This is a genomic window from Streptomyces sp. NPDC005866, from assembly GCF_040629895.1.
GTDB lineage: Bacteria > Actinomycetota > Actinomycetes > Streptomycetales > Streptomycetaceae > Streptomyces.
Window position 1 is genome coordinate 160408 of the sequence record NZ_JBEXWP010000011.1, and the last position, 25779, is coordinate 186186.

Genomic DNA, 25779 nt, shown 5'->3' on the forward strand with positions numbered 1-25779 from the left:
TACGGTGCATTCATGTAGATTTCAGAGCCAATTCATCTGAGAGTGCCGTAGGCCGGTGAGCCAAGACGGAAGCCGCTGGTGTTGGACTGGGTGAGGGAGTTGCGCCGGTGCTGCGGAGTGATGTGGTGGTGTCGCTGGGCCGCTGGTTCGTGGCTGAGGCGTCCGCGGCGGCGGCCTCGTCTGCTGGGGTGATCACCTTGCATGCGGTGCGGGCCCCGGTGGAGGTGTTGCGGGCGGTCGAGTGGGGGCGGCAGACCGCTGAGCGCGTGGGCGGTGCCGTCTCGGGTGAGGTGGCAAGAGCGGCTGAGGTGGTGCGGGACGCGGGGCCGGTCAGGGGCCGTCGGCGGGTGTGGTCGCGGCCCGGCCGGGCGCACATCGAAGTGCGGGGACTGGTCGGGAGGGGGGAGACACAGGAGCGGCTGGCTGGGGGGCTGGAACCGGCGCTGGCCGGTGTGGCGGGGGTGCGCTGGGTTCGGGTCAATGCGGCGCTGGGGCATGTGGTGGTCGACGCGGTGGAGGAGGATTTCAGCCTCGACGAGCTGCTGGATGTGGTGCGCGCCGTGGAACAGTCGCATGGTGCCGCGGAGCATCCGTTCACCCAGGACCGGCCTGGTGCGGCGTTCGATGATGTCCCGGAGGTCCTGGCCAGGGTGGCCTTGGTTTCCGACTGTGTGGGGCTGCTCGGCGCGCTGGCGGGCTTGATGGCCTCGGCGGCCAGGTTGCCGCGCCTTGTGCGGGTTCCGCTGGTGGTCGCCGACACCCAGCCGCAGATGCGCCGGTGGCTCGTGCGGCAGGTGGGGCGTGCGCATGCAGACACGTTTTTGACCATGGCCGGCGCTGTGGTGTATTCCGCCACAGGAGGGACAACCCCCCTGGCGCTGGACGCGATCCAGCAGTGGTGGAGGCTTGGCGAGGCGCGCAGCAGACGGGCGGTGTGGGAGCTCCGGGAGCGGGAGCTGGTCGCTGGCGGCGCCGGTTTGCCGCGGCAGGCCGTCACGTCGTTGCCGCGGCCGGCCGCGATGCCGGCCGGACCGGTGGAAAAGTGTGCGGAGCGGACATCGCTGGCCGCGCTGCTGGGGGCGGCTGGGGTAGCCACATGGACCAGGAATGCCGAGCACGCGGGTCAAGCCGTCTTGGCGACCGTGCCCAAAGCTGCGAGGGCGGGGCGCGAGGCGTTCTGTGCACTGCTGGGCCGTGACCTGGCACAGGCGGGTGTGGTGCCGATGAACCCCGGGGCGCTGCGCTTGCTGGACCGGGTCTCCGCCGTAGTGATCGGCTCCGGGGCCTTGTGCCTTCCCCGAGTACGGCTGCTGTCGGTGGCAGCCGGTGAGGAGCAGGACGAGGCGGTGCTGTGGGAGGCCGCCCAGAAGGTCCTGACCGGGCGGACGCTCAGGGAGATGTCCGGTCCGGGCCCGTGGACGGCGGGTGGCCGGCAGCTACGGCGCCAGCCAGGCGCCGTTGGGCAGCAGCCTGATTCTGCTCCCGGTATGCACCTTGAGGTTCGTGACGCGGACGGCCGGCTGCTCGGGCGGGTCGTGGTGGGATGCGAGCTCGATCCTCTGGCTGACGCAGTGATTACCGCGGCCCGCTCAGGCGGCCGCCGTCTGGAATTGACGCAGCATGCCAGTGCTGCGGAGTTGCTGCGGTGGGCGGACTGCGCCGTGCCCGCCGCCGGGACAATGGCCGAGCGGGTACGCACTCTGCAGAGCGACGGTCACGTGGTCGCGCTGGTGACCTGCTGTGACGGCGAAGCACTATCAGCCGCCGATGTGGGGATCGCCTTCCCCCCTCCGGCGGACACCGGGGAGCCGGCTCCTGGAGCTTTGTGGTCGGCGGACGTCGTGTGCGGGACAGGACTGGAGCATGTGTGGCGCGTGCTGTCCGCTCTGGACGAGGCGCGCCAGGTCAGCGCGGCCTCGGCTCGCCTGTCGATGGGCGGATCGGCGCTCGGCGCGCTGATCGCGGCCGCCGGTGCCCGGCACAGCACCTGGGGTTTGACGGCATCTCCCGTCTACGGCGCAGCGTTCCTGGCTCAGGTCGGCGCCGCGCGGGCGGCCCGGCGCCTGGCCCGCCAGCCTCTGCCCGCCGGCCGTATCCGCGGTGCCTGGCACGCCATGGACGCACACGACGCCTTCCATATCCTCCGCCAGTTGCGCCGCGGCGCGGAAGAACAGCAGACGACTGCTTCGGTCGCCGCCCCCACAGCACTCGAGCGAATCGGGGACCGGCTGGCCGCTGCCGTGGGCTGGGCAGTGACGTCCTTGGGCCTGACCGTGCAAGCCCAGCATGGTGTGGAGCTGCTGGATGCGGTGCGCGAGGAGCTGCGTGACCCCCTTACGCCGGTCCTGGCCCTGGGGGCTGCGGCGTCCGCCGCCGTCGGCTCGGGCGTCGACTCGCTGCTGGTGGGCGGGGTGATGGTCGGCAACGCCGTCATCAGCGGTGCCCAGCGGATGCGCGCTGAGCAGGCCCTGAAGACTCTGCTGGCGAACGAGACCATCACCGCCCATCGCGTGTGCTGGACGCCGGACGACGACCAGACGAGCGCCGACAGCCAACGCTTCCCCGGACTGCAGGAAACAGCCGACCTTGATGCCGTCGACGCAAGCCGTCTTCAGGTGGGCGACCTGATCAGGCTGCGCCCCTCTGAGGTGGTGCCCGCGGACGCCCGGCTACTGGCCAGCGAGCGTCTCGAGGTCGATGAGGCGGCACTGACCGGTGAACCCATCGCCGTGGCCAAGACTCCTGCGGCTACTCCGGGCGCGGACCTGGCGGAGCGATCCTGCATGGTCTACCAGGGATGCACGGTACTAGCAGGCACCGGCCTGGCGATCGTCGTCGCGACCGGCGAGCAGACCGAAGCAGGTCGCGCCGCCGACCTGGCCGGAGGCGCCACCACCGCCTCCGGCATCGAGGGACACCTCGCTGCCCTGACGAAGGCGGCTCTGCCCGTGGTCGGTATCGGCGGAGCAGCGGTCACCGCCCTGGGACTGCTGCGCGGCGTCCCTCTGCGTCAGGCTTTGTCCTCCGGGGTGGCGGTCGCTGTGGCCGCGGTCCCCGAGGGCCTGCCGCTGGTCGCCACCGTCGCTCAGTCGGCAGCCGCACGGCGGCTGTCCCGCTACGGTGTGCTGCCCCGCTCCGCCCGCGTCTTGGAGGCCCTCGGCCGCGTCGACGTCATCTGCTTCGACAAGACCGGCACGCTCACCGAAGGCCGCCTCACCCTGACCCGTCTGGCCTCACCCGAGGAGATCCTTCCGTCCGACAGGCCCCAGGCACACCGCTTGCTGCGCGCGGCCGCACGGGCCTGCCCGGCCACCGACGCGCCCCCGGCACACGCCACCGACCGTGCCGTGCTGGAAGCCGCCGCCACATACGAGATCGAGGACCCCGCCTGGGTACAGGATGTGGAACTGCCCTTCGAGGCCAGCCGCGGCTATTCGGCCTCCCTGGGAACCGAGAACGGCCGCCGTGTCCTCTCGGTCAAAGGGGCACCCGAGATCATTCTCCGGCGCTGCTCCACCACCTTCGACACCGACACCGGTCCTACGGAAGACCGAAACGGTGCGGCAGACGGCGACATCGATCCGGTCCCGCTCGATGACCAGCGGCGGGCAGCCGCTCACCGCATGATGCGGCAGCTCGCCGACCAGGGCCTGCGGGTCCTCGCCGTCGCTCAGACCACCCTGCACACAGCCGAATCATCCACGGACGACGCCACCCAGTCCGCTGAGGAACCCTGCACCGCCATGTCGGCTGACGTAGTGGCCGACCTGGTCCACGATCTGACGCTGCTGGGATTCCTGGCCATCGCCGACGCTCCCCGTCCAGGAGCCGCCGACGCCGTCAAGCGCCTCACCGACGCAGGCGTACGCGTTGTGATGATCACCGGGGACCATCCGGCCACCGCCGCCGCCATCGCCCGCGACCTGGGCATCCCCCACACCCAGACCATCCTCACCGGCACCGACATCGACTCCCTGACGGCCGCCGACCGCACCACAGTCATCGACCAGGCCAGTCTCTTCGCCCGGGTCTCGCCGGAACACAAAGTCCGCATCGTCCAGGCCCTGCGCCAGGCCGGGCACGTCGTCGCCATGGCCGGCGACGGCGTCAACGACGCAGCCGCCATCCGCCTCGCCGACATCGGCATTGGCCTGGCCGCACACGGTTCCACCGCCGCCCGCGCCGCCGCCGACCTCGTCCTGACCGACCCCGACCTCACCCGCATCCTCGACGCACTCTATGAAGGACGCGCCCTATGGGCCAGCGTCCGCGACGCCGTCGCCATCCTCGTCGGCGGCAACGCCGGCGAAGTCGCCTTCACCATCCTGGGCACCGCACTCGCCGGCCGGGCCCCCCTCGGCACCCGCCAGCTCCTCCTGGTCAACCTCCTCACCGACATGCTCCCCGCCCTGGCCGTCGCGCTCGCCCACCGCACCACAGCAGCGAACACCGCGGCCATGAACCAGCCCGCGCCCGCTCTCATGGGACCTGCTCTGGCGCGGCTGCTGGCCATCCGCGGTACCGCCACCACCCTGGCCGCGACCGCCGCCTGGCAGACCGGCCGGCTCACCGGCCGTGCCCGCCGCGCCGACACCATGGGCCTGGCGGCCCTCATCACCGCTCAGCTCGGTCAGACCCTCATCACCGACTGGCGCAGTCCCCTGGTCCTGACCACCACCGCCCTCTCCACGACAGCCCTCCTCACCGTCGTGCAAACCCCAGGGCTCAGCCACTTCTTCGGCTGCACCCCCCTTGGCCCCATCGCTTGGGCCACGGTCGCCACCACAGCCACCACAGCCACCCTCACCGCCGCAGCCGCCCCACGGCTCCTGACACACATCAGCGTCCAGCACCCTGCCCACCACAACTCCGAACCGCCAACCATTCCGCTCGACGACGGGCAGACCCTCGCCCCCGGGCGTTCACCAGCATTTGAACGTGCAGAGGGTTAGAGGCCACTGATACGTCTCAACAGCGGACTCTCCTGAGCAAAACCGGCAACCCAAGCCACCTTCCACACGGCTTGACCGGCTCAAGGAAACCTTCGTGCCCCTCACCCTTGTCATCCGACTGCCCCGCACCCCTCCCATACAGCCCCTCATGCGAACCCTCACCCCCCTCGCCGCGCCCCTGATCGGTATCGCTATCGACGCCAGCGGTCTGGGACTGCCCGCACGTCTTCTCCTTCACGCCGCGGTACACACCGCCCAGCAGCTACCTAGCGAGAACATCCGGCCTGCCCCCTGCCTTGAGCGGTCGTCGGTCCCAGAGGATGGCGAGAGCTGAAGTCCAGAACAGATCGATCAGCGTCACGGCGCCGGACATGACGGTGGCCCGCCTCGGGAAATCCGGGGCGGGCCACCGACGCATGTGTGGTCGTGAAGGGCGGTCGCCTACGCGGCGAAAGGCTCCATGAGGCTTCAGCCGAACGATCGTCCTCATAGGCAATAGGTGAGGCCCGGGGACACTGTCCCCTCCACAACCACGCTCGGTAGAACACGGGGGGCCGGCCAGGCATTCCCGCCCGGCGGGCTGGGAACAGCAAGCCTCGAGCCGTCGCGGTGCGAAGGCAGGGGGAGGGAGGTGCTGGCGACGCTATGCATGGATCGTCTGGTCGCTGATGCCGAGGAGCCGGGCGACCTCGGCGACCTTCCTTCCGGATGCATACCATCTCTACTGACCCGGGGCGGTGCACTGGCGATTCTCACTGTTTTGTTACCCGACTCATCACGTTGGCGGGGAGGGGGCCCTCAGGTTCCGCCTTCGGCAAGCGGACGTCGAAGGCTGTGTTGCCTGGGCGGCTGGTGACCTCGACCGAGCCGTGGTGGGCCTGTACCACGGCGGCTACGATCGCGAGCCCGAGGCCGGTGCCGCCGGCTGAACGCGACCGGCTCGGGTCGGCGCGGGAGAAGCGTTCGAAGAGGTCGGGCAGGAAGGTCTCCGGTATGCCGGTCCCGTCGTCTGTGATCGTCAGCTGGGCGGCCTCAGCTCCGATGTCGAGCCGCAGCGACACGTTCGTACCAGGCGGTGTGTGGATCCGGGCGTTGGCGAGGAGGTTGGCGACGACCTGGTGCAGGCGGTGCGGGTCGCCGATGACCGTCACCGGTTCTTCGGGCAGGTTGAGGATCCAGCGATGGTCCGGGCCTGCGACGCGGGCGTCGTCCGTCGCGTCGAGAACGAGCCGGGTCAGGTCGACCGTCTCACGGGCCAGCGGTCGGCCCGCGTCCAGGCGGGCGAGGAGCAGCAGGTCGTCGACGAGGCCGCTCATTCGCCGGCTCTCCGACTGGATGCGGGTGAGGGCGTGGCGGACCTCGTCGGTCATCGTGTCGGAATGCCGCAGCGCGAGTTCCGTGTGGGCCCGGACCGTGGCCACTGGAGTGCGCAGTTCGTGGCTGGCGTCGGCGGCGAAGTGACGCAGTCTCTCCTCGCTCGCATGGCGCCGGGCCAGCGCGTCACCGACATGCCCGAGCATGCCGTTGAGCGCGGAGCCTACGCGCCCGACCTCCGTGTGCGGATCTGCCTGCGGCACTGGGTCGGGCATGGCCACCTCGCCGCTGGCCAGCGGGCGCTTCACGACCTCCTGGGCGGTGGCTGTGACCCGGGCCAGCGGGCGCAGTGACAGCCGGACCCACAGCGCCCCGGCCACACCTGTGACGATCAGTACGGTGGCGAACACGATGATCTCCACGGTTTCGAGCCGGTGGATGGTCTCCTCCGCGGGACGCATGGGAAGCCCGGTGATCAGCACGTCGCTTTCGTCGCCGTGGACGGCGACGACGCGGTAGTGGCCAAGCCCGGAGAGCATGACCGTGTGGCCCTGCGCGCCCGGGGGGACGGCGGCCAGCGCGGCGCGGTCGCCGGCTGTGAGGGGCACGGACGCGTCCGTGCCGTCGCGCACCACGGCCGCTCGGGTCGGTTGTCCGGGGTGGAGACGAGCGCCGAACGTTCCGTATGACTGACCGCGGGTGTCTGCCTGGTTGTCGAAGTCGGGGCGGTGCTCGTGCTCCATGCTCGCCGCGAATCGGCCCTCCGTCGCGCTGAGCTGCTGGTCGAGGCGGCGCACTTGGAAATGGTTCAGAGCCACCACGCTTGTCACGCCGACCGCCGCACAGGCGAGGGCGAGCAGTGCCACCAGCCCCGCGGTGAGGCGGGCGCGCAGGGTGAGGGGAAGCGGCAGCCGCGCTGCGAGAGTGCCCTTCCCGAGGCTTCTCATGATGCCTCCGGCTCGAGGACGTAACCGACTCCGCGCACCGTGTGGATCAAAGGTGTCCGCCCCGCATCGATCTTCTTGCGCAGGTAGCTGATGTACAGCTCGACGGCGTGGGCCTGCCCGCCGAAGTCGAAAGCACGCGCCGTGGCCACCGCGGACGCCCCGTCGCCTGCGCTGCGCACCTCACAGCGCTCGTGGCGCAGGCTCTGTGCGAGGACCTCCGTCAGATCAGGTTCGTCGTCCACGACGCGGACACGGACTGGGCTGCCGTCGGGCCGGCGCAATGCGGCCGGGGGAATTGCGTTCTTCATGATGCGTCCAGGATCACCCGGACCCGACCGTGGTAGCGCATGACGTTCATCTCAATCCCCTCTGAATTGACCTGGTGGCGGTTCAGAGGATTTTCAGAGCAGGCGCTGCCAGGGTGACCGGTAATCATTCCCCATCTAAGGAAAATCCCGTGGGCAACGCCGATTCCCAGCTGTTTCTGATTTCTCTCTGAAGAGGAGAACGAAGGGTTCTTTCAGAGGTCTTTGAGAAGTTCCGCTGGAAACGTTGCCGACGCACACGCACCACATCGACGCACCACCACGTCGACGCGGCGTCCATGCACCACAGACACCGTGAGTCGACGAGAGGAGTCCCGTGGCCACCACCACCTACCGCAGCCGTCCCAGGCTCCGCCCCCCGCAGCCCTCCATGGCCTCCCCCCGCACCGTTCCGGTCGTGGCCCAGTTGCTGATCTGCGGCGGGGCCGCAGCAGTGGTCGGTCTGTGGTGGATCGACACCACCTCGGTGGTCGGCCCGGCCGGATGGCTGACCGACGCCGGCCGGGTCACCGGCCTGCTGGCGGGTTACGCGTGCGCGGTGCTGCTCGCCCTGATGTCCCGCTTTCCCCTGCTGGAACGGGCGGTCGGCTCCGACCGCCTCGCCCGCTGGCACGCGCTGGGCGGCCGCTACACCGTGTCGCTCTCGCTCGCCCACACGCTGCTGATCATCCTCGGCTACGCGGCAACCACCCACACCGACGTCGTGAGCCAGACCACCACGCTCGTCCTCACCTATCCCGACATGCTCAAAGCCACCGCGGGCTTCCTGCTCCTGGTCGCCACCGGGATCGTCTCGGCCCGCGCCGCGCGCCGCCGCCTGGGCTACGAGGTGTGGCACTACCTGCACTTCGCCACGTATCTCGCCGTCTTCCTGGCCTTCTTCCACCAGCTCTCCACCGGCGCCGACTTCGTCGCGCACCGCCCTGCCCAGCTCGCTTGGTACGCCCTCTACATCGGCGTGGCCGCGCTGCTGGTCTGGTATCGCTTCGTCACCCCGGTACGGCAGTCGTTGCGGCACCGGCTGACCGTGGTCGAGGTGCGGTCCGAGGCACCCGGCGTGGTGTCGGTCTGGATGACCGGACGGCACCTGGACGAACTGGGCGCCGAGGCCGGTCAGTTCTTCCGCTGGCGTTTCCTCGCCCGCGGGATGTGGTGGACGGCGAACCCGTACTCGCTCTCCGCTGCGCCGGCCGGGGACTTCCTGCGGATCACGGTGAAGGCCGTCGGCGGCCACAGCGAGGCGCTGGCCGGACTCCGGCCGGGCACCCGGGTGTGGGCCGAGGGGCCGTACGGTGCCGTCACCGAGGCCCGCCGAACGGCCCGCAAGGTCCTTCTGCTGGGCGGCGGGATCGGCATCACCCCGCTGCGAGCTCTCTTCGAGACACTGCCCGGAGACGTCACCCTGGTCTACCGGGCGCGCCGCCCGGAGGACCTGGCGCTCTGGCAGGAACTCGAAGCCATAGCGACGGATCGCGGCGCGACCGTGCACTACGTGGTGGACGAACCCGTCGAATACTCCTCGCCACTCACCGCGGCGGGACTGGCCGCCCTCGTGCCGGACATCGCCCAGCGCGACGTCTACCTGTGCGGGTCCCCGGGGATGACGGCCGCCGCGATACCGGCGCTGCGCCGGGCCGGGGTGCCGCGCCGCCGCATCCATCACGAGACGTTCGCATTCTGAGCCTTCTGAGGATTCGTCCGCTGATTCACAAGGAGCCAGTCCCATGGCAATGCGCCGTGCTGCCGTCCTCGCCACATCGACCGTCGCGGGCTTGGTCCTGCTGCTGTCCCTCAAACCGCATCAGTCCGTCGCGCCGGCGCTGGCCGCTCCGTCCGGCGGTGCCGCGGTCTCCTCGCCCGAGCCGGGCTCCAACTCCAGCGCCGGCTCCGGTGAGTCCTCCAGCACCGGCTCCAGCGAGTCGGGGCGGTCCGGCCGCTCCAGCACGTCGAAGAGCGGCGGCAGCGGAGGGGGCGCCACCGGCACTTACACCGGTGCTGTCGCGCAGACCCCCTACGGCCCGTACCAGTTCGCCGCCACCTTCTCCCACGGCAAACTGACCGACGTGAAAGCAGTGCAGATCCCGAGCGATGGGCGCAGCCAGTCGATCTCCGCCTACGCCGTTCCCACGCTCACCCAGGAGGCACTGGCCGCGCAGAGCGCGCAGATCCAGGCCGTCTCCGGCGCCACCTACACCAGCGAGGGCTACGCGCAGTCCCTCCAGAGCGCCCTGGACAAGGCCGGTGCCTGAGACGCCCCAGGGGCACGAAGCCACCAAGGCTTGCACCGGATCCGGGAGGCCCCGCCGCTTCCGCCACGTCGGCTGGACCGCGGTGACGGCCCCGGTGATGTTCGCGCTCGCCGCCGGCAAAGCACGCACCGGCACTGCGCTGGACAATCCGGTGCTGAAGACCGAGGGGCGGGTCACTCTGATCGGTGGCCTACTGGCCGCCGCCGTGGTGCTCGGCCTCGTGCTGAATTCTCTGGCTGGCCTGTGGTGGGCCGACCCGGCCGCCGGGTACGTGCTGGTCTGCTAGGCGCTGCGCGAAGTCAAGGAGATCTTCTTCGGCGAGCACTGACGGCCCGCACCAGCCAGCAGCACGCTTCACGACCGACGATGCCGTTCTCCGGTACGCGGCCCTGAGGCAGGCCGACGCTACGAAACGACAGGGGGCGCGCCCGCGATTGGGCGCGCCCTCTTGTGTGCCAGCGGCGACCGCTACCGGATGACGATGATCACGAAGGCCCCGTGCTCACTGCCGTGCACACTCGAGTTCTGCTTCAAGACCACTTCGATCACCGAACGACACCTGCATCGCCGGCATCACAGTGACCTGACGTGCCGTCCACGACGTGGTGGATGGCAGGGCGTCGGGCTCGTCACCCGTCGTCTCCGCCCCGGCCCCGTCCGCGGTTGCCGCCGTGGTCGTCTCCCGGGGTGTCGTCGTTGCCCACACGGTTCCCACCGTGGTCGTCGGCGCTGGGCCGAGTGGTCGCCCGGGTCGGGGTTCCTTTGTTGTGGTGGCCCTCGGAGACCGCGGCCGTGACGGTGTTGACGTGCAGCTCGTGGCGCAGGCGGTCCGTGCCGATGATGTCGACCTCCCAGTACGTGGCGTGGTCGTCGTCCAGGTCGACCTTCGTCACGACCCCCGGCGTGCGCGCGAGTGCGGCGGCTGCGGCCTGCTCCGCGCTCACCTGGGCCTTGGACAGCGCGACCCGGTCCTCGTCCCGGCGACGATCGTCCGTGTGCACGGCACCGGAGGTGGCGCCGACCTTGAGGTGGTGCCATGCGCCGTCCCGGCCCAGCAGTTCGACCTCCCACTGGTTGCCGCGGCCGAGCTCCACGGAGGCGATCGCCCCCGGATAACGCTTCAGCGCGGTGCCGGCCGACTCGCTCGCTGTGAGGCCCGTAAGGGTCGCACTGGTCGGCGTCCGAGAGCCCGACGCGGGGCGGTCGCCACCGTGGTCGTCGCCGATGTCGTGCCCGGACGTCGCACTCGGCAGGGCCGGGGCCGCCGTACCGCTCCTGTCGTCGATCCCGCCGTGGCCGCCGCCGCTTGTGGCGAACGCCGTGTAGCCGCCGCCGATGAGTATCGCCGCCGCGACGGCGGCGATGGTGGTGGTGTTGCGCTTCATCAGAAAGACCTCCCCGGCCGGGCTGTGCCCGGCCTGTGTCATGTCTGTGCCGTGACGCCAATCTGGCCGGTACAGGCTGAAGGCAGCCTGAAGCCGGCTGAAGATCTCTTCAGGTTCGATTTGGGAGGCTGGGCACATGCGCGTGCTCATCGTTGAGGACGAGAAGCGGCTCGCGGTCTCGCTGGCCAAGGGACTGACGGCCGAGGGCTTCGCCGTGGACGTCGTCCACGACGGGCTTGAGGGGCTGCACCGGGCCGGCGAGGGGGTGTACGACCTGGTGGTGCTCGACATCATGTTGCCCGGCATGAACGGCTATCACGTGTGCGCCGCGCTCCGCGCGGCGGGGAACAACGTGCCGATCCTGATGCTCACGGCCAAGGACGGCGAGTACGACGAGGCGGAAGGGCTCGACACCGGCGCCGACGACTACTTGACCAAGCCGTTCTCGTACGTCGTGCTCGTCGCCCGCGTCAAGGCGCTCGTGCGCCGTCGCGGGGGCGCGGGGGCATCCCCTGTCCATCGCATCGGTGTCCTGGTCGTGGACACCGCCACCCGCCGCGTCTTCCGTGAGGACACCGAAGTGGCCCTCACCGCAAAGGAGTTCGCCGTGCTCGAACAACTCGTGGTACGGGCCGGGCAGGTGGTCGGCAAGCCCGAGATCCTGGAGCACGTCTGGGACTTCGCCTACGACGGCGCTCCCAACATCGTCGAGGTCTACATCAGCGCGCTGCGCCGCAAGCTCGGCCCGGCCGCCATACAGACGGTGCGCGGCGCCGGCTACCGGCTGGTCGCTTCATGAGACGCCCGCACCGTCCGTTCGGATCCGTTCAGTCCAGGATGTCGCTGGGTGCGACGGCGGTGGTGGCGATCGCGCTGGTGGCCGCCGGCATCGCGGTACTGGTCTCGCTGCGTACGAACCTCACGGAACAGGCGCAGAGCCAAGCCGACGACACGGCCCGCAAGATCGCCCTGACCATCGCGCAGCAGAAGGCGGACGCCGCCCGGTACGCCCGGCTCCCGCTGCCCGAGGACGTGCCCGTACAGGTGACCACCGAGGACGGACAACTGCTCGCGGCCAGCCCGGGCTTGGAGAAGATCAGCGGCACAGGCGTGGCAGCCGTGAGGGTGCCGCGGGTGCCTGCCGGCGCCACCGCGTCGCCGAGTCCGACGTCATCCCCTACCTCGTCCCCCAGCTCGTCCCCGTCCCCGTCTTCGAGTCACGAGGCCGGGGACGACAACAGCGGGAGCGGGCGGCACGGGCGCGGCCGAGGCCGCGGTTCCGACGACGCGAGCGACGGTTCCCACTCGGCCTCGCCCACCCCGGACGCCGAACCAGTCATCGGCGAGATCGGCGATGTCCAGCACGGCGCGGGACGGGCGACACTGGGCGGCCGCAGCGCCGAATACCGCTTCACGACCGTCACGGCCACCGACCTCGGCGGCCGAACGGTCACGATCCACGCAGGCGCTTCGCTGGCGGCCCGGGAGAGCGCGGTCAGTACCGCAGCCGTCGCCATGCTGGCAGGACTGCCCGTTCTGCTGACGGTGGTCGCCGGGGCCACCTGGCTGGTCACCCGCCGCGCGCTGGCACCGGTGGAGGGCATCCGGCGCGAGATGGCGGCCATCACCGCATCCGAGGACCTCTCCAGGCGCGTGCCGGAACCCGCCACGCACGACGAGGTCGCCAGGCTCGCCCGAACGACCAACGCAACGCTCAAAGCCCTGGAGGCCGCCGTCGACAGGCAACGCCGCTTCGTCGCCGACGCCTCACACGAACTACGCAGCCCCATCGCCTCGTTGCGCACCCAGCTGGAGGTCGGCACGGCCTATCCGCAGCTGCTCGACGTCTCCGGCGCGGTCAAGGACACCGAGCGGCTTCAGCAGCTCGCCGGCGACCTGCTATTGCTTGCCCGGCTCGACGCGGGGGAGAAGCCGGTACTGCGGCGGGTCGACCTGGCTGAACTGGTCCGTGAGGAGGCCGGCCGGCGACCCGCCGACCGTGTCCCCTTGACGATCGACGCCGAGCAGCGGTGGGAAGTGAACGGCTCACGCGGCCAGTTGGCCCGGGTGATCGGCAATCTCCTCGACAACGCGCAGCGTCACGCCCGGAGCGAAGTGACCGTGTCGGTACGACTCAACGGCGGCCAGGTCGTACTCACGGTCAGCGACGACGGCGACGGCGTGCCGCACGCGGAAAGTGAGCGGATCTTCGAGCGGTTCGTCCGCCTGGACGACGCCCGCAGCCGTGACGACGGCGGTGCGGGGCTGGGCCTCGCCATCGCCCGCGATATCGCACAGCGCCACGGCGGCACCCTCACGGCCGGCACGTCACGGGCCGGCGGGGCGCTCTTCGAACTCCGACTCCCACCGGCACAGGTGTGAACCCGCCAAAGGCCGCTGCCGCGCCATCGCGTCCTCGCCTCGTCGGTGGGCGAGGTACCGGCGTCGGCCAGTGGCGAAGGCGCGCCGTGCCGTGCGTACGGCGGTGATCTGGGTCGCGAGGTGAAGTTGGCGGCGCCAGGGGCCCTGACCGGCGTGGCGTACCGACATGGCGTGCGCGAAGGCAACCGCATCGCGGTCGAGGTACTGGTCCACGTGCTCGAACCACGCCATGCTCGTACGGGCTGCTGCCTGCACCGGATGGAGTTCCGCGCGGCGATGGAGGTCGTACTCCCGAAGCGCGTCCTGGACGTCCAGGTACTCGCGCAGGCTGTGGGCGAGGACGACTGCGTCGATGATCGCCAGTCTGGTGCCTGACCCCAGTGTAAAGTGGGTGGTGTGGGCGGCGTCGCCGAGCAGCACTGTCGTGCCGTGGTACCAGCTGTCGTTCGTCACGTGTGCGAAGCGCTGCCAATGCGCCGGTGCACCCCGTGACTGGCTGAGCAGGCGGTGGCCGTCGAGCGTGCGTTTGAAGATGCCCTCCAGCAGCCGCACTCCCGCATCGCCGCCGAGCAGGTCGAATCCCAGAGCCTTCCAGGTTTGCGGAGAGCATTCGACGATGCAGGTGCTGATTCCGGCGACCGAGGGATAGGCGTGAAACCAGATCCATCCGGCGGATGTTTGCTGGAAGCTGAACACGAAAGTGCGAAACTGCTGTTCAGTGCCGAGCCAGATGTAGGGATTGCGACCGACCTCGATGCGGGTGCCGAATTCCTTGTGGTGGCCCCGGATCCGGCTGTTCGCACCGTCGGCGGCGACGACAAGGTCCGCCGGGGGAAGCGCCGAGGGGTCCGGAACGTAATGGCCGAACCGGACGTCGACGCCGAGCTGTGAGGCACGGCGCGCCAGGATGTCGAGCAGGGCCGAACGGCCGACGCTGTAACCGTAACCTCCGAAGTAGGCCGTCTGCTGGCCGTTGAGGCCATGCACGCGCACTTCCTGGTCCTGCCACAACACGGACCTCGCGGCGATCTCTCGCGCACTTTCGGGATCGTTGCGGTAGAGGACGTCCAGCAGGTCGTCCCAGTACACGACCCCCCAGCCGTAAGTAGCTGCCGACGGATCGCGCTCCAAGACAGTGACCTCGTGTCCGGCATCGCTCAACTTGGCCGAGATCGCGAAGTACAACCCCGCGGGCCCCGCACCGACGCACACGACTCTCACCGCTACCCACCGCCCCGACTGCCGGAGGAACGCCGGCCACTCAAGAACGGTCCGGATGCCCGAGAAGCCCCGAGCATCCGGACACAAAGCGCACACTGTCCACTGTTGATCGGTAACTCACTTGTGCGGAAGCTCAGTAGTTACGGCCACCGTCGCCGTAGCCGCCGTAGCCGCCGTAGCCGCCGTAGCCGTAGCCGTAGCCGCCGTAGCCGTAGCCGCCGTAGCCGCCGTAGCCGCCGTGGCCGCCGTGGTCACCCCAGCCCCACCCATCACCGGAGTGGCCGCTGTCCCCCCAGCCCCAGCCCCAGCCGTCACCGGAGTGGCGGCTGTCTCCCCAGCCCCAGCCGTCGTCGTGGGCGGAGACGGAGGCGACGGAGGACGACGGAGTGGAAGCGGCCGCGCTGACAGCGCCGGCACCGGCCGCGACGGCGAGGATGGGTGCCGTGCAGATCACCACGGCCATGCGCCGCATCCTGGTCCTGTTCGCACGCATGATCATGCCCCCTTCTTCTGGGGGTCGAGAAAAAGATCTCTGGCGTCCAAAGGGGACGACCAGACACGCCAGATCCTGCGCGCAGGTCTGGTGCACGATGATCCACCCGTCGGGAGCGTGGGTAGCAGCGCTTTCCCGTGGGGCTCACGGATCTACTATTAAGTACAAGAGGTGTTCTAACGGTACGAAACGCCTCGTACCGCCAAAATAGGGCCACTTCTCGGGCAAAGTCAACGGGTGCGCGCCAGCGGCTCACAAGGGAGGCTCACGGTGGTAACTCCCAGGCAGCACAACGGCCGGCAAGACCCTTCGGCTCCCGAGCACGCCGACCAGCGCAACTGCACCGCGCCTCGCTCCAGGCGGCGGCGCAGGGAGTCGCACGAAGCCGTGGTCCGTGCCGCGAAAGACCTGCTCAGCGAGGTCGGATATCAGCGACTTTCCTTCGAGGGCGTCGCACGTCGGGCCGGGGTCAGCAAGGCGACGATCTATCGGTGGTGGCCGAACAAGGCAGCGCTCGTGATCGAAGCCCTGAGCGGTGACGTCCCGCTTCCCCCCATCCAGACAACCGGCGATCTGGAAGCCGACCTGCGCACCGCCGTCCGGCTCACCATCGATCTCGTCTCCGCCATGCCCACGTGCCTGATCCTCCCGGCGCTGCTCGCCGATGTGATCGAGGATCCCACGGGTACCGGAGCCTTCTCCGACCTCATCGAACCGCGCCGCGCGTCGGTGGTGGAACTGCTGGAGCGGGCCCGCCTCGAAGGCCGGCTACCGCTGGACACCGACACGTCGCTGATGGTCGACATCTATTCCGGAACTATCGTCTACCTGGCCGCGGTGAGCCGCGAATCGCCCGGCGAGGCAGTGATAGACCAGATCGTCAGCCTCCTCCTGCACGGCAGACTCCCAGCCCACAAGCCCTCTCACGACGGCCGGCCCGGCCGGGATGTCCTGCCCGAGGCCGATGTTGCGCAGACGCCCGCGAATCGAATGCGAGCCCCGTAGGCAAGCACCTGGCGGAACGGCGCCCCTGCCGACTTGCTTGCGCTCCTGGGCCCGGCCCGGACCCGGGCACGGCGGAACGACCACTGCGCGGTGAGGCAAACTCGGCTACGGCGGAGGCGAGCATCGTGGTCGTCAGGAAGGTGGCTGCGGCACTGAGTAGTCATGTCGGCCAGGACTCAGCGGATGACGCCGTCTGCGCCGATGCCGCAGGGGCCGGCGGCGAGGCCGTACGGTCCGGCTCAGGCGCCCGCGGCCGTGACGACGGCGTCCGTGGCGAAGCCCAGCAGGAGGCCGAGGAGGATGCACCAGGTGGTGAGCGTCTTCAGGCCGGTCTTCCGGGCTACGGCCAGCAGTTCGATGACCACGTAGAGGATCGAGCCGGCGGCAAGGCCGAGGAAGGCGATCGACAAGGTTTCGTTCGCCAGGTGCTGGCCGACGAGGGTGCCGAGGAAAGTGGGACCGCCGCCGATCAGGCCGAGCCACAGCAGGGTGGGCCAAGAGGGGCGCTCGCCTTCTGCGGCCAGAGGGGCGACGATACCGAAACCCTCGGTGGCGTTGTGCAAGCCGAACCCGATGATCAACAGGAGAGCGAGGGAGATCTCTCCCTGCGCGGCGGAGTTGCCGATGGCCAGGCCCTCGGCGAAGTTGTGCAGGCCGATACCGGTGGCGATCATCAGGGCGAGCGAGCCGGCCTGGCTGCGGGTACGAGGAGCCAGCTCGGCGGAGGCGGCGGCGCCGGGACCTGCGGGCCGGGCGGCGGCCCCGCGGCGGCGGGCGATCCAGCCGTCGTAGTGCACGAGACCGGCGAGTCCGATGGTCAGGCCCGTCGCCAGGGTGGCACCCCCGGAGGCGACCGTCCCCCACTCGTGCTTGCCCAGCGCCCCGTCGACCGGCTCCCAGGCATGGGCCAGCACATCCCAGACGAGGAAGATCAGGATGCCGATGGCCACAGCGTTCAGGGCCGCCCTGAGCCGGGGCGTGGGCGTGCGGAGGCGGCCGAAGGGGAGGCCGAGGTAGATGGTGAAGCCTGCGATGGCTCCGAGCAGGGCGATATTGCCGCTGGACATGGGGTCTCCGGTCTGAAGTGCACAGGAAGCGCACAGAACGTAAGACAGGCAAGCCTTACCTAACAAGGCGTGAAGTCCAGCTTGAGCAAAACTTGAAGAAGTCATTACGCGTGCCGTGGGATGCAATCCTGAGGGCATCTCCATATTGGCCTCACAGGAGGCGACACCTCCTGCCCAACAGCATCTCCGAGGCGTTCCCGGCAAGAGCGGCGGCCGGTGACAAGGCCATGGCGGCGGTGCACGTCCTGGAGCGGCGCCACGGCATCTGGCTGACGTCCTCACCGAGGCCGTACGTTCACCTGGCCTCGCTCGTGCTCGGCTTCGGTGCCGTCCTGGTCGCCGACTACAACGCGCTCGCCTACCTGGTCGGGCGGTGCACCCTGCACGATGCCCTTGGTAGCACGGCCCGTCTCCATGTCCCCATGTGGGCGGGCCCCGCAAGTCTCCTTGTCAGCGGTGTCATGCTTCATCCGAACCTCGGATCGGCTCCCACCCGAATCAAGCTGGGGCTTGTTCTCATCCTCACCGTCAACGGCCTGCAGGCCGGCCTCCCGTCCGCCGTGCGTAGACACCTCCAGCAGGCGTTGTAGGTCAGACTGGGACAAGGCCATCGGGCATTTCCCGGGTTGAACTGGCCGTTCACCAGGGAGATTTGCACGGTGGCCTGCCCTATGCGCAGGGAGCGGAGCCCGTCACCGGATGCACGCCCCGGGCACCCGCCCGCGCACACCCGCACGGTGATCGCATACACCATCACGCGGGACGCCATCGCTCGCCGAACGGGCCCTGTTGATTCGGCGCCCCAGAAGGGCAGGTACGTGTCGGTGCCGAAGATGACCACCGGGATTGGGATGGGGCGAAGCGTGGCCAGGCTGCTGCCAGTGCCTCCGGATATGGTTTCGCCGCTGTCCCAAGAGTATTTGTAGGTGTGCGCGGGCGCGCTGGTACGCGCTGATGGTCTCCCGGGGCAGGTGCGCGCTCTTGTGCTTCTGGACGCGCTGCCCAGAGGAGCAGCGGCGGTGTAGCCACGGTGTACGGCTGGGCCGGGTGACAATGCCGAATACGACGACCGCCTCTTCGCCCGGGTGGGCGAGGCCGTGGTCGCGGCTCTGCGGTAGCGTCGCCTCAGGGGCGACGCCGTACGAAGCCCAGGTAGGCGAAGCCTTCGCCCTCGCGCGGCGCCCGGGTCCAGGACCGGGTGGTGAACATGGGGAGGCTGCCCTGGGACAGGGCGAAACAGGGAAGCGAGATGCCCAGTTCGGCGTGCAGGGTCTCCAACAGGCTTACCTCTCGGTCAAGATGGGTGTCCGGTGAGCCGACAAATCGCGCGGGGTCCAGGGTGTTGGGTATCGCACCCGAGCGCCGGATGTCGTTGCCCCGCACCGTGAACGCATAGAGTTCCACGCCGCGTTCGGCCACCGAGACATGGAATGCGGCCGGGTGATCAGCCCAGTGCCGCTGCGGCTCACGCCACACCACCACGGCGCGACCCGACGCGGAGGCGGCCGCGGCGGGGGACTGGAACAGGTGGTTGATGCCCTGGCGGGACTGGCCGTCGAAGGCGAAGGCCCACCCCTCGCTGCAGCGGCCGGCCATGACCGCGGCCCGGTCCTCCCAGAGCTCGACGCCCTCCCGCTCGTGGTTCTGCCTCAACGGCCGGTACGCCCTGGCTGCGTGCACGGGCGCACTCAGTTCGGCACCCTCGTCGCCTATCAGAGCGGGTAGGCCGGCGGGGTCGGCGCCCTCGACCCAGACGCAGCGGTACGCGTCGAACGGCCGGCCATGTATCCCGGTCGTCGTCAGCCAGGTGAGACCCGGCGGGTCGAGATCGGGCGCCGGCTCGGGAGCGGGCCCGGACTCGCCTGCGCGCGGAGTCGCGAGGATCTCTCGCCCGCGCTGCGGGGTGATCAGCGACCCCAGAACCGCATCGGCGAGCAGCCCAAGGGGCGCGAGCAGCAAAGGCCCAGGTGGTATCCACTGCGTAAGCGCAACGCGCAGCATTCGCCACGCGGTATCGGTCGCTCCCCATCGGGCCGACTCCCGGGCCTCGTTGACGGCCCGGCCCCACGCACCCGGCGGCGCATAGCGATGGGTGCCGTCGCGCAGCGCGCTCAACAGGTCCTCGGCGATTTCCCGGTCGACCCCACGGGCGGCCATCATCCCCAGCCAGTGGTCGTCTCCGCCCAGTCGCCATTCACCGGAGGCCGGTTCGATGGCCGACACCGTAAGGAGCTCGGGCAGATAACGGGGGTCAGCCACAAGGGAGCCGTAGTCGCGCTGAGCGCGGGGAGCCGCCAGATGCTGCAACTGGTTCAGCAGAATGGCGCTGTTCGGTCGTCCGAAGGACCGCGCCTCCTCGAGCAAGGGCAGGGCCTCCTCATGCCGTCCGCGCAGGGCGAGGAGGCGGGCCTCCTCGACCCGGGCGTCCTGGGCGCGCGTGGTGGCGTTCTCGAAGTCCGGCCGCCCCACCCGGTCGCCGTGGAAGCTCCGGTACATGGCCTCCATGTAGGCACGAAACGACGGGTAGCGGTCCGGGTATTCACCGCTCCAGCCCTTGTAGATGTAGAGCGCCCACTCGCCCTGCTCGTCGCGGTCGCCCGGGTCGAGCAGAGCCAGCGTCATATCGGAGTCAGTCTCCAGACGCAGCGATCGCTGCCACATGCCGGCGAGTAGGACTTCCTGCTCGCGCGGGTCGTCGCCCAGATTCTCCTCGTACGCCTCGGTCAACCCGTACGGATCCCGGGACCAGTCGATGTCCGCGATCCCACCGAGCTGATAGACCCCGGCCGTCTGCTCCACACGCCATCCGTCGCTCGCGGCCAGGAACTGGCGGTAGGAGGGCGGCAGTCGCTTCCCCAGCCGCTTCTCGACCGCGGTGATCGCGGACTCGTCCGCCCCTGGCCTGCCCAGCCTGACGGGACCCGGACCGCCGTCCCCGTCCTCCTCTTGCTCGGCGCGGGGAACCCACTCCTCCTGCCAACGACCGAGAAAATCCTGCCAGTTGAAAGACCCGTCGCTCATGACCCAGATCGTGCCAGCCACCACTGACAACGAGTCACTCAGAAGGCATACGCCGTCCGTTGGGGGCCTGCCGATTTTTGTGGCGTCCTCACGATTCTGACCGCCCGGTTGGCCCGGTGATGAGGCTTCGTGATATTGGCTCTGGCCGCAGTTCCGTGATCGACCAGCTGACGCATTCTTGATCAGTCGAAGGCCACGATGAGTCGAACGGCGTCATCACCGAAACGATCCGCCAGAGCTTTCATTACGGCAAACACGTGTGGCCAGTGGGACCGGGGGCCCAGGATGGAACCGGCCGTCAACGACTCGTACCGGCAAAGCAGGTCTCCGCTGTTCCACTCGACGTAACGGTCGCCTCCTTCCAGTTCCTGTGGGCCTGGACCCACCGCAGCAACCAACTCCGGGGACCATTCAGCAGGAACAAGTCGCTGATGCAGAATTGAGGGCTTCGCCAGCGATGACCATGTGAGCCGGCCAATGTAGTGCTCCGGAGCAGTTGCTGGATCTAGTCCCGCGATCTCAGCCCAGCTGACCCAGGTAGCCTCTGCCAGGTGGCCGTCTGCCACCCAAGGCTGTAGGCGCTCGCGTAGCCCACTCGACAAGTCGTCGGGCAAACCACGTTCCGCGGCCAGGGGCGTTAGCCCGCGTAGTTGCGCACGCCGAAGAGGCATCCGAAGGATGCGTAGTCGGTCTCGTCGTACAAGGGCCAGAGATCCATTGCGCCGACCCACGGCTCGCCCTCGTAGTAGTCCGTGCCGACCCCGGGATGGCGAAACTCGATACCGCCGTGGATGTCCGTACTCACGGCGCCTGACAGTACAACTGCTCGGAGCCACGGTCTCCTGCTTTAAGAGTTCACGCCTGCTGGCCGATCAGGATGCGGGTTCGGAGGAGTTCGAAGGACGCCCGGCCGTACATGGCTCTCTTGAGTGTTTTAACCCGGTTCACGTGCCCCCCGACCACACCGGAACTCCACGGCAGGGTGAGGCCGGCGGTGACGGCGTCGAGATTCTGGCGGAGGAAGCTGGCGAAGCCCTGCATCGGCTGGAGAACGGGTTTCTGTAGTCCTTCGCGCATGGCCCAAGCGTTGCGGCTCACCCCATCACCGACCAGAGCGGAACTACTCAGCTCTACCCGAGTACATGAGCCATGGGCAGATAGGGTGCAAGCGCCGCGGGGGCGAGAAGCGGTGACCGCTTCTCGCCCCCGGACCGCGTCGGTTTGGCGGATTGTCCCGCGCTCAGTAGGTGAACTGGCGGATCTGCCCGCCGTACGCGCCGTACGTCCAGCCGGTGCGGGTCGCCGGGTCCAACTGGACGGAGTTCATGACACCGCCGTGGACCAGGGGACCCCCGTGTCCCGTGATCTGGAATCCGGTCAGCGTTCGCACCACCCCGCCGGTCGTGACGTCGATGACGAGCATCTGACCCGTGGCGTTGTTGTCCGCGACGAAGGCGGTGCCGGAGCCTGTGTAGCTCGTGCCCTCCGGCGCCGTGAACGCCGCCACCGCGAGCCGGTTCACGCCGTCCACCGTCATCCCCGCGGAGGGGCCGCGCCGTACGGCCACCGAGTCGCCCGACGCGCCGGTTGCCGCGTCGAGCGAGCCGAGGACGCTGGTGGGGACGATCTTGGTGCTGACCGCGGTGGCCGACAGGTTGTAGAGCGTGCCGGCGTCGTCGGACGAGAAGCCGTTGCTGCAGCCGGACATGGTCCCCACGAGCGTCACGCTCCGGGTCCGCGGATTAACGCGGGGGATCTGGACGCCGCCCAGGCAGAGGGCGATGGGAGCGCCCTTCGCCAGGTAGACGTCGCCGGTGGAGGAGTCGATGTCCAGGAGGCTGTAGGTGCCCTTGTTGACATCCGGCAGGTCGGCGGGGATGGGGGCCTCGGTGGTGCCGTTCGCGAGGTCCACGGGCAGCACCAGGTCGGTTCCGTCGGCGACGGCCCGGAGCAGCAGGGCGCCGCGGGAACGGGCGGCGTCGACGCGTCCGACGACGAACCGGTAGTCCGCCGCCGCGAGCTTGGTCTGCCCGATGAGGGTGTCGGTGGCGGTGTCCCAGGTCTCCACCTGCACGTCGCCGCCCGGCGTCGCCTGGTGCACCAGAAGGGTGCGGTGCGCGGCGGGCGCCGCGCCGAGGACCTCGTAGTCCGACCCGTCGCCGGTGTCCGAGGCTATGACCTGACCGTAGACGCCGGTCCTGGTGGAGTAGTGCCGGATCTCTGTGGCACCGGAGACGGTCCGCAGTGCGGCGATCGAGTCGTCGCCGGCGGCGGCGAAGGACAGCACCGTGCTTCCGGCCGGGGCGAGGCCGTCGTCGACCTCGAGGGTCGAGACGGGGGACGTCTGGCCGATGACCCGGTGCTTGCTGTCGAGGGCCATGACGCGCACGCCGTAGACGGTGGCGGTGGACAGGCCCAGCCGCAACGCGTCGAGGTCGACGCTGCCCTTGGTGGCGGGCAGGACGTGGTGGGCGCTGGAGGGCGCGTCGACGCCGTTGTCGTCGAGGGCTGTGCCGTTGGCGTTGGTGAAGGTGTTCAGCGAGTTGTGGAGCGTCGGGGCGGGCGCGGAGAACTCCACCTGCGCGTACCTCGCCCCCGGGGCATCGCGCACGTCGTACCGCAGGGTGAAGCCGGCTCCGGCGCGGGTGACCTGGGCGCTGTGCGCGGGGACGCCGTCCTGTCCGGTGACCAATGGTGCCTGCGGGCGCTGGTTCGCGGTGCCGCCGTCGACGCGGACCGGCGCGAACTCCCCGTAGGTGACGAAGCCGGGGTTGCCTCCGAATCCGGACTGGGCGATGCCGATGCCGTAGAGGCCGCCGCCGGGGCCGAACGCGTCGGCGGGGATCGTGACCGTGCCGGAGCCGGCGGTCAGTGCCTGGTGCCACGCGGTGCTGAACAGGGGCGCGAGGGCGGGGTTCCAGTGGCCGACGGTGGACACGACGAGCTGCGGGTTGTTGGTCTTGGCGACGCCCGACAGGTCGTAGGTGACGGTGACCGCGTGACCGGCCTTCACCACTGCGGGCGCCTTGGGCGCAGTGCTCTCCACGTAGCGGCCGTCGCTGGGGCCGACGGTGAGGGTGCGTCGCACGGTGGCCTGGGTCCGCTCGCCGGTCAGCACGCGGTAGGTGACGGTGATCGCGCGGTCGGAGGCGGAGACCACCGGGAGTCCCGCGGCGTCCAGCAGTTCCCCGGGCGTCACCCGGATCGCCGGGGTGGCGGAGCGCCACGTCCTCGCGCCCACGGTGAGCGTGTACGTGGGGCTTGCCCCCTTGGGGAGTCCGGTGACGTCACCGGCGAAGGTGACCGGGCCCACCAGGCCCATGCCGTTGCCTCCGGAGGCCATGTCCCCGAGGTCGATGCGGTTCTGGTCGGTCGTCTCCAGGAACTGCCCGCCCAGCCCGCCGGCGGTGACCCGGTGGGCGACCGACAGCCGTACGGCCGCGGTCCCGCCACCGCGGTGCCCGAGGACCTCCTCGACGGCGGCGGTGACGTCGATCTGCTTGCCGACGTTGAGCTCGCGGTCGATCTGTGCCGGGGGAGAGACCGCCCGGCCGGTCCGCTTCAGCACGTCCCGTACCTGCCCGGGTGTCAGATGGTGTCCGGCCAGCCCGGCGGCCTGCAGCACCACGGCGGCGGCCGCCGCGATCTCGGGTGCGGATGCGGACGTACCGCCGTTGAGGACGGGGGTGACGGACTGCGCGTCGCCTCTGTCGGCGTGGGTGAAGGCGACGATGTTGTCGCTGGGCGCCGAGAGGTCGATGCGGGTGCCGAAGCCGGAGGAGAAGGTGCCGAAGCCGCTGATCCGGGTCTCGGCGGTGGTGGCGTGCCCGGTCCGGGAGGCGAGGGTGTCGTCCAGGGTGGTGCCGCCGGCGGCTACCGCACCGCTGTCGGGGACTCGCGACGGCGCGGTGGAGTAGGCCACGTCGTCGATGTCGGTGGCTGCCTTGTCGTTCTTCGCGGTGTCGGTGGGCGTGCTGCCGCCGTCGGGGCCGACGGCGGCCGGGGTGTACAGGCGGGTGCCGTCGTTGGAGGAGATCACCACCACGATGCCGTCCTTCTGGACGATCGAGGCGACGACGGACCGGATATAGGGGTCGTCCTCGAGGTAGCGTCCCGGAAAGCCCTGGGCGTCGGTGCCGAAACCGAGGCTGGCGGTGATGACGTCCGGCTTGGGCGACTGGTGGGCGGCGGCCTGGAGCGCGGTAGCGATCTGGTCGATCGTCGGCTGCTGCGGGACGACCAGCCGGTAGTCGGCACCGGGGGCTATACCGAGCAGATCGGTGTAGTCACTGCCGGTCCGGCCGGGGCGCTGCCGGTCGTGCGCCAGGGGCGCCATCACGCTGAAGTCCAGCAGGACTTCGCCGAGGACAGGGTCCTGGTCCTTGGTGGACGCCGAACCGCTGAGGCTTCCGTCGGGAGCCGCGACGTAGGTGGGGATCAGCGGCATCGACGGAAGGTCGAGGTAGCGCTGACCGCCTTTCAGCACCGTGGTCGGACCGTGGCCCTGCACGTAGGGGTCGCCGGAGTCGGCCATCGCCTGGTCGGTCAGGTCGCCGATGGAGACGTTGGTGATGGTCCGGCCGGTGCCGGGCTGTTGCCGGTAGCCGCCCTGGAGGATGTCGAAGGCGCCCACCGCGTTGACCCCGCCGGCGTTGAGGAACGCCTGCGCGGAGTTGGTGAGGGCGAAGTTCGCGGGTATCGCGTGGGTGTCGACCGTGGCCGGTGCGCCCGGCGCGTGCTTCGCGGACGCCAGGACGGCCGAGGGCAGTTGCTGCCCTCCGGTGTTCATGGTGTTCACGTACCGGTTCGGCTCGGCGTGGGCGATTCCCGGTGTGCCCTGGAGGGCGCGGGCGACGGAGGCGGAGTCATGGTTCCCGGTCCGTACCACGTAGGTACGCGACAGGTCGGCGGCGTCACCTCCCAGGCGCTCGCGGGCCGATGTGGTCATCGACTCGGTGGCCGAGGCCGACAGCGAGGGGAAGAGCGGCTGGAGCGAGGTGGCCCCGACCGCGTTCAGCTTCTTGTTCACAGCGGCGCTACTGGTCCCGGGAGCGAGGGCAGCAGCCCTGTTCCCCGGCAGCTTCCGGCCCGTCACCGCGGTCTCCTGGGAGAGGGTCACCAGCACCTGCCCCGGGACCACGCCGGCGCGCTGGGCGGGCAGCGCCTTCTGCGGCGACGCGTTGCCCAGCGGCGTACGGCCGGTGAGGGACGGGCCGGAGCCCGAGCCACCCGGGACCGGCGACGACGAGCCGGTGGAACCGGGAGCGGCTGCGGCCGGCAGCGCCGCCACCGCGGCGGTGAAGGCCAGGAACGCCACTGAAGTGACGGCAACGGCACCGAGCCGCCGTCTGCCGTACGGATGGGCACGCGACATGGGACACCCTTTCAGCGGGGCGAGGGTGTGCGGGGGACACACC

Annotated in this window: 18 protein-coding genes; 8 read left to right on the forward strand and 10 right to left on the reverse strand. The window is 69.8% G+C overall.

Annotated features, from left to right (window positions below):
* Nucleotides 1-107 precede the first annotated feature (107 nt).
* A complete protein-coding gene (locus ABZ396_RS18655) occupies nucleotides 108-4952 on the forward strand; it encodes an HAD-IC family P-type ATPase (RefSeq protein ID WP_358920929.1) in 4845 nt (1614 codons plus the stop codon).
* A 752-nt stretch (nucleotides 4953-5704) separates the two neighbouring features.
* On the opposite strand, the gene ABZ396_RS18660 is transcribed toward ABZ396_RS18655, so the two are convergent.
* Both ABZ396_RS18660 and ABZ396_RS18665 read right to left on the reverse strand, forming a co-directional pair.
* Nucleotides 5705-7213 (reverse strand): HAMP domain-containing sensor histidine kinase, encoded by a 1509-nt coding sequence (locus ABZ396_RS18660; RefSeq protein WP_358920930.1) that lies wholly within the window; start codon nucleotides 7211-7213, stop codon nucleotides 5705-5707.
* Entirely contained in the window at nucleotides 7210-7521 is a 312-nt protein-coding gene (locus ABZ396_RS18665; protein WP_358920932.1) for a DNA-binding response regulator, read from the reverse strand. The genes ABZ396_RS18660 and ABZ396_RS18665 overlap by 4 nt, the downstream gene beginning before the upstream one ends.
* A 388-nt stretch (nucleotides 7522-7909) precedes the next feature.
* Between ABZ396_RS18665 and ABZ396_RS18670 the strand changes: the two genes are divergently transcribed.
* The 3 genes from ABZ396_RS18670 (at nucleotide 7910) to ABZ396_RS18680 (ending at nucleotide 10074) form a co-directional block, all read left to right on the forward strand.
* Nucleotides 7910-9220 (forward strand): ferric reductase-like transmembrane domain-containing protein, encoded by a 1311-nt coding sequence (locus ABZ396_RS18670; protein WP_358921040.1) that lies wholly within the window; start codon nucleotides 7910-7912, stop codon nucleotides 9218-9220.
* A gap of 43 nt (nucleotides 9221-9263) precedes the next feature.
* Nucleotides 9264-9788 carry an FMN-binding protein gene (locus tag ABZ396_RS18675; RefSeq protein ID WP_358920934.1) on the forward strand — a complete coding sequence of 175 codons (525 nt, stop codon included), beginning with the start codon at nucleotides 9264-9266 and terminating at the stop codon, nucleotides 9786-9788.
* A gap of 97 nt (nucleotides 9789-9885) precedes the next feature.
* On the forward strand, nucleotides 9886-10074 hold the full coding sequence (locus tag ABZ396_RS18680) for a hypothetical protein (protein WP_358920936.1): 189 nt from the start codon (nucleotides 9886-9888) through the stop codon (nucleotides 10072-10074).
* A gap of 343 nt (nucleotides 10075-10417) precedes the next feature.
* Here the strand turns inward: ABZ396_RS18680 and ABZ396_RS18685 are convergent, their stop codons facing one another.
* Nucleotides 10418-11173 (reverse strand): PepSY domain-containing protein, encoded by a 756-nt coding sequence (locus tag ABZ396_RS18685; protein WP_358920937.1) that lies wholly within the window; start codon nucleotides 11171-11173, stop codon nucleotides 10418-10420.
* Between the two features lie 136 nt (nucleotides 11174-11309).
* Here ABZ396_RS18685 and ABZ396_RS18690 point away from each other — a divergent pair, with 136 nt between their 5' ends.
* Together ABZ396_RS18690 and ABZ396_RS18695 are read left to right on the forward strand one after the other, a co-directional pair.
* Entirely contained in the window at nucleotides 11310-11972 is a 663-nt protein-coding gene (locus ABZ396_RS18690) for a response regulator transcription factor (RefSeq protein WP_358920939.1), read from the forward strand.
* Nucleotides 11973-12010: 38 nt separating this feature from the next.
* The gene (locus tag ABZ396_RS18695) at nucleotides 12011-13555 is read left to right on the forward strand and encodes a HAMP domain-containing sensor histidine kinase (protein ID WP_358920941.1); all 1545 of its coding nucleotides are present in this window, start codon (nucleotides 12011-12013) and stop codon (nucleotides 13553-13555) included.
* Here the strand turns inward: ABZ396_RS18695 and ABZ396_RS18700 are convergent.
* Entirely contained in the window at nucleotides 13502-14740 is a 1239-nt protein-coding gene (locus tag ABZ396_RS18700; RefSeq protein WP_358920943.1) for an FAD-dependent monooxygenase, read from the reverse strand. The genes ABZ396_RS18695 and ABZ396_RS18700 overlap by 54 nt on opposite strands.
* Nucleotides 14741-14909: 169 nt before the next feature.
* Entirely contained in the window at nucleotides 14910-15269 is a 360-nt protein-coding gene (locus ABZ396_RS18705; RefSeq protein ID WP_358920944.1) for a hypothetical protein, read from the reverse strand.
* Nucleotides 15270-15656: 387 nt separating this feature from the next.
* Between ABZ396_RS18705 and ABZ396_RS18710 the strand changes: the two genes are divergently transcribed.
* The gene (locus tag ABZ396_RS18710; protein ID WP_358920946.1) at nucleotides 15657-16274 is read left to right on the forward strand and encodes a TetR/AcrR family transcriptional regulator; all 618 of its coding nucleotides are present in this window, start codon (nucleotides 15657-15659) and stop codon (nucleotides 16272-16274) included.
* A gap of 239 nt (nucleotides 16275-16513) precedes the next feature.
* Here ABZ396_RS18710 and ABZ396_RS18715 read toward each other — a convergent pair whose 3' ends face one another.
* Nucleotides 16514-17341 (reverse strand): ZIP family metal transporter, encoded by an 828-nt coding sequence (locus ABZ396_RS18715; RefSeq protein WP_358920947.1) that lies wholly within the window; start codon nucleotides 17339-17341, stop codon nucleotides 16514-16516.
* 227 nt (nucleotides 17342-17568) lie between these two features.
* On the opposite strand from ABZ396_RS18715, the gene ABZ396_RS18720 reads away from it, so the two are divergent.
* Nucleotides 17569-17931, forward strand: coding sequence for a hypothetical protein (locus tag ABZ396_RS18720; RefSeq protein ID WP_358920949.1), 363 nt, complete (start codon nucleotides 17569-17571; stop codon nucleotides 17929-17931).
* 535 nt (nucleotides 17932-18466) lie between these two features.
* On the opposite strand, the gene ABZ396_RS18725 is transcribed toward ABZ396_RS18720, so the two are convergent.
* The 4 genes from ABZ396_RS18725 to ABZ396_RS18740 form a co-directional block, all read right to left on the reverse strand.
* Nucleotides 18467-20362, reverse strand: coding sequence for an SMI1/KNR4 family protein (locus ABZ396_RS18725; RefSeq protein WP_358920951.1), 1896 nt, complete (start codon nucleotides 20360-20362; stop codon nucleotides 18467-18469).
* A 637-nt stretch (nucleotides 20363-20999) separates the two neighbouring features.
* Complete coding sequence (locus ABZ396_RS18730; RefSeq protein ID WP_358920952.1) at nucleotides 21000-21167, reverse strand: hypothetical protein; 168 nt, start codon at nucleotides 21165-21167, stop codon at nucleotides 21000-21002.
* A gap of 50 nt (nucleotides 21168-21217) precedes the next feature.
* The gene (locus ABZ396_RS18735; protein WP_358921042.1) at nucleotides 21218-21460 is read right to left on the reverse strand and encodes a transposase; all 243 of its coding nucleotides are present in this window, start codon (nucleotides 21458-21460) and stop codon (nucleotides 21218-21220) included.
* Nucleotides 21461-21602: 142 nt separating this feature from the next.
* On the reverse strand, nucleotides 21603-25736 hold the full coding sequence (locus ABZ396_RS18740; RefSeq protein ID WP_358920954.1) for a S8 family serine peptidase: 4134 nt from the start codon (nucleotides 25734-25736) through the stop codon (nucleotides 21603-21605).
* Nucleotides 25737-25779 lie beyond the last annotated feature (43 nt).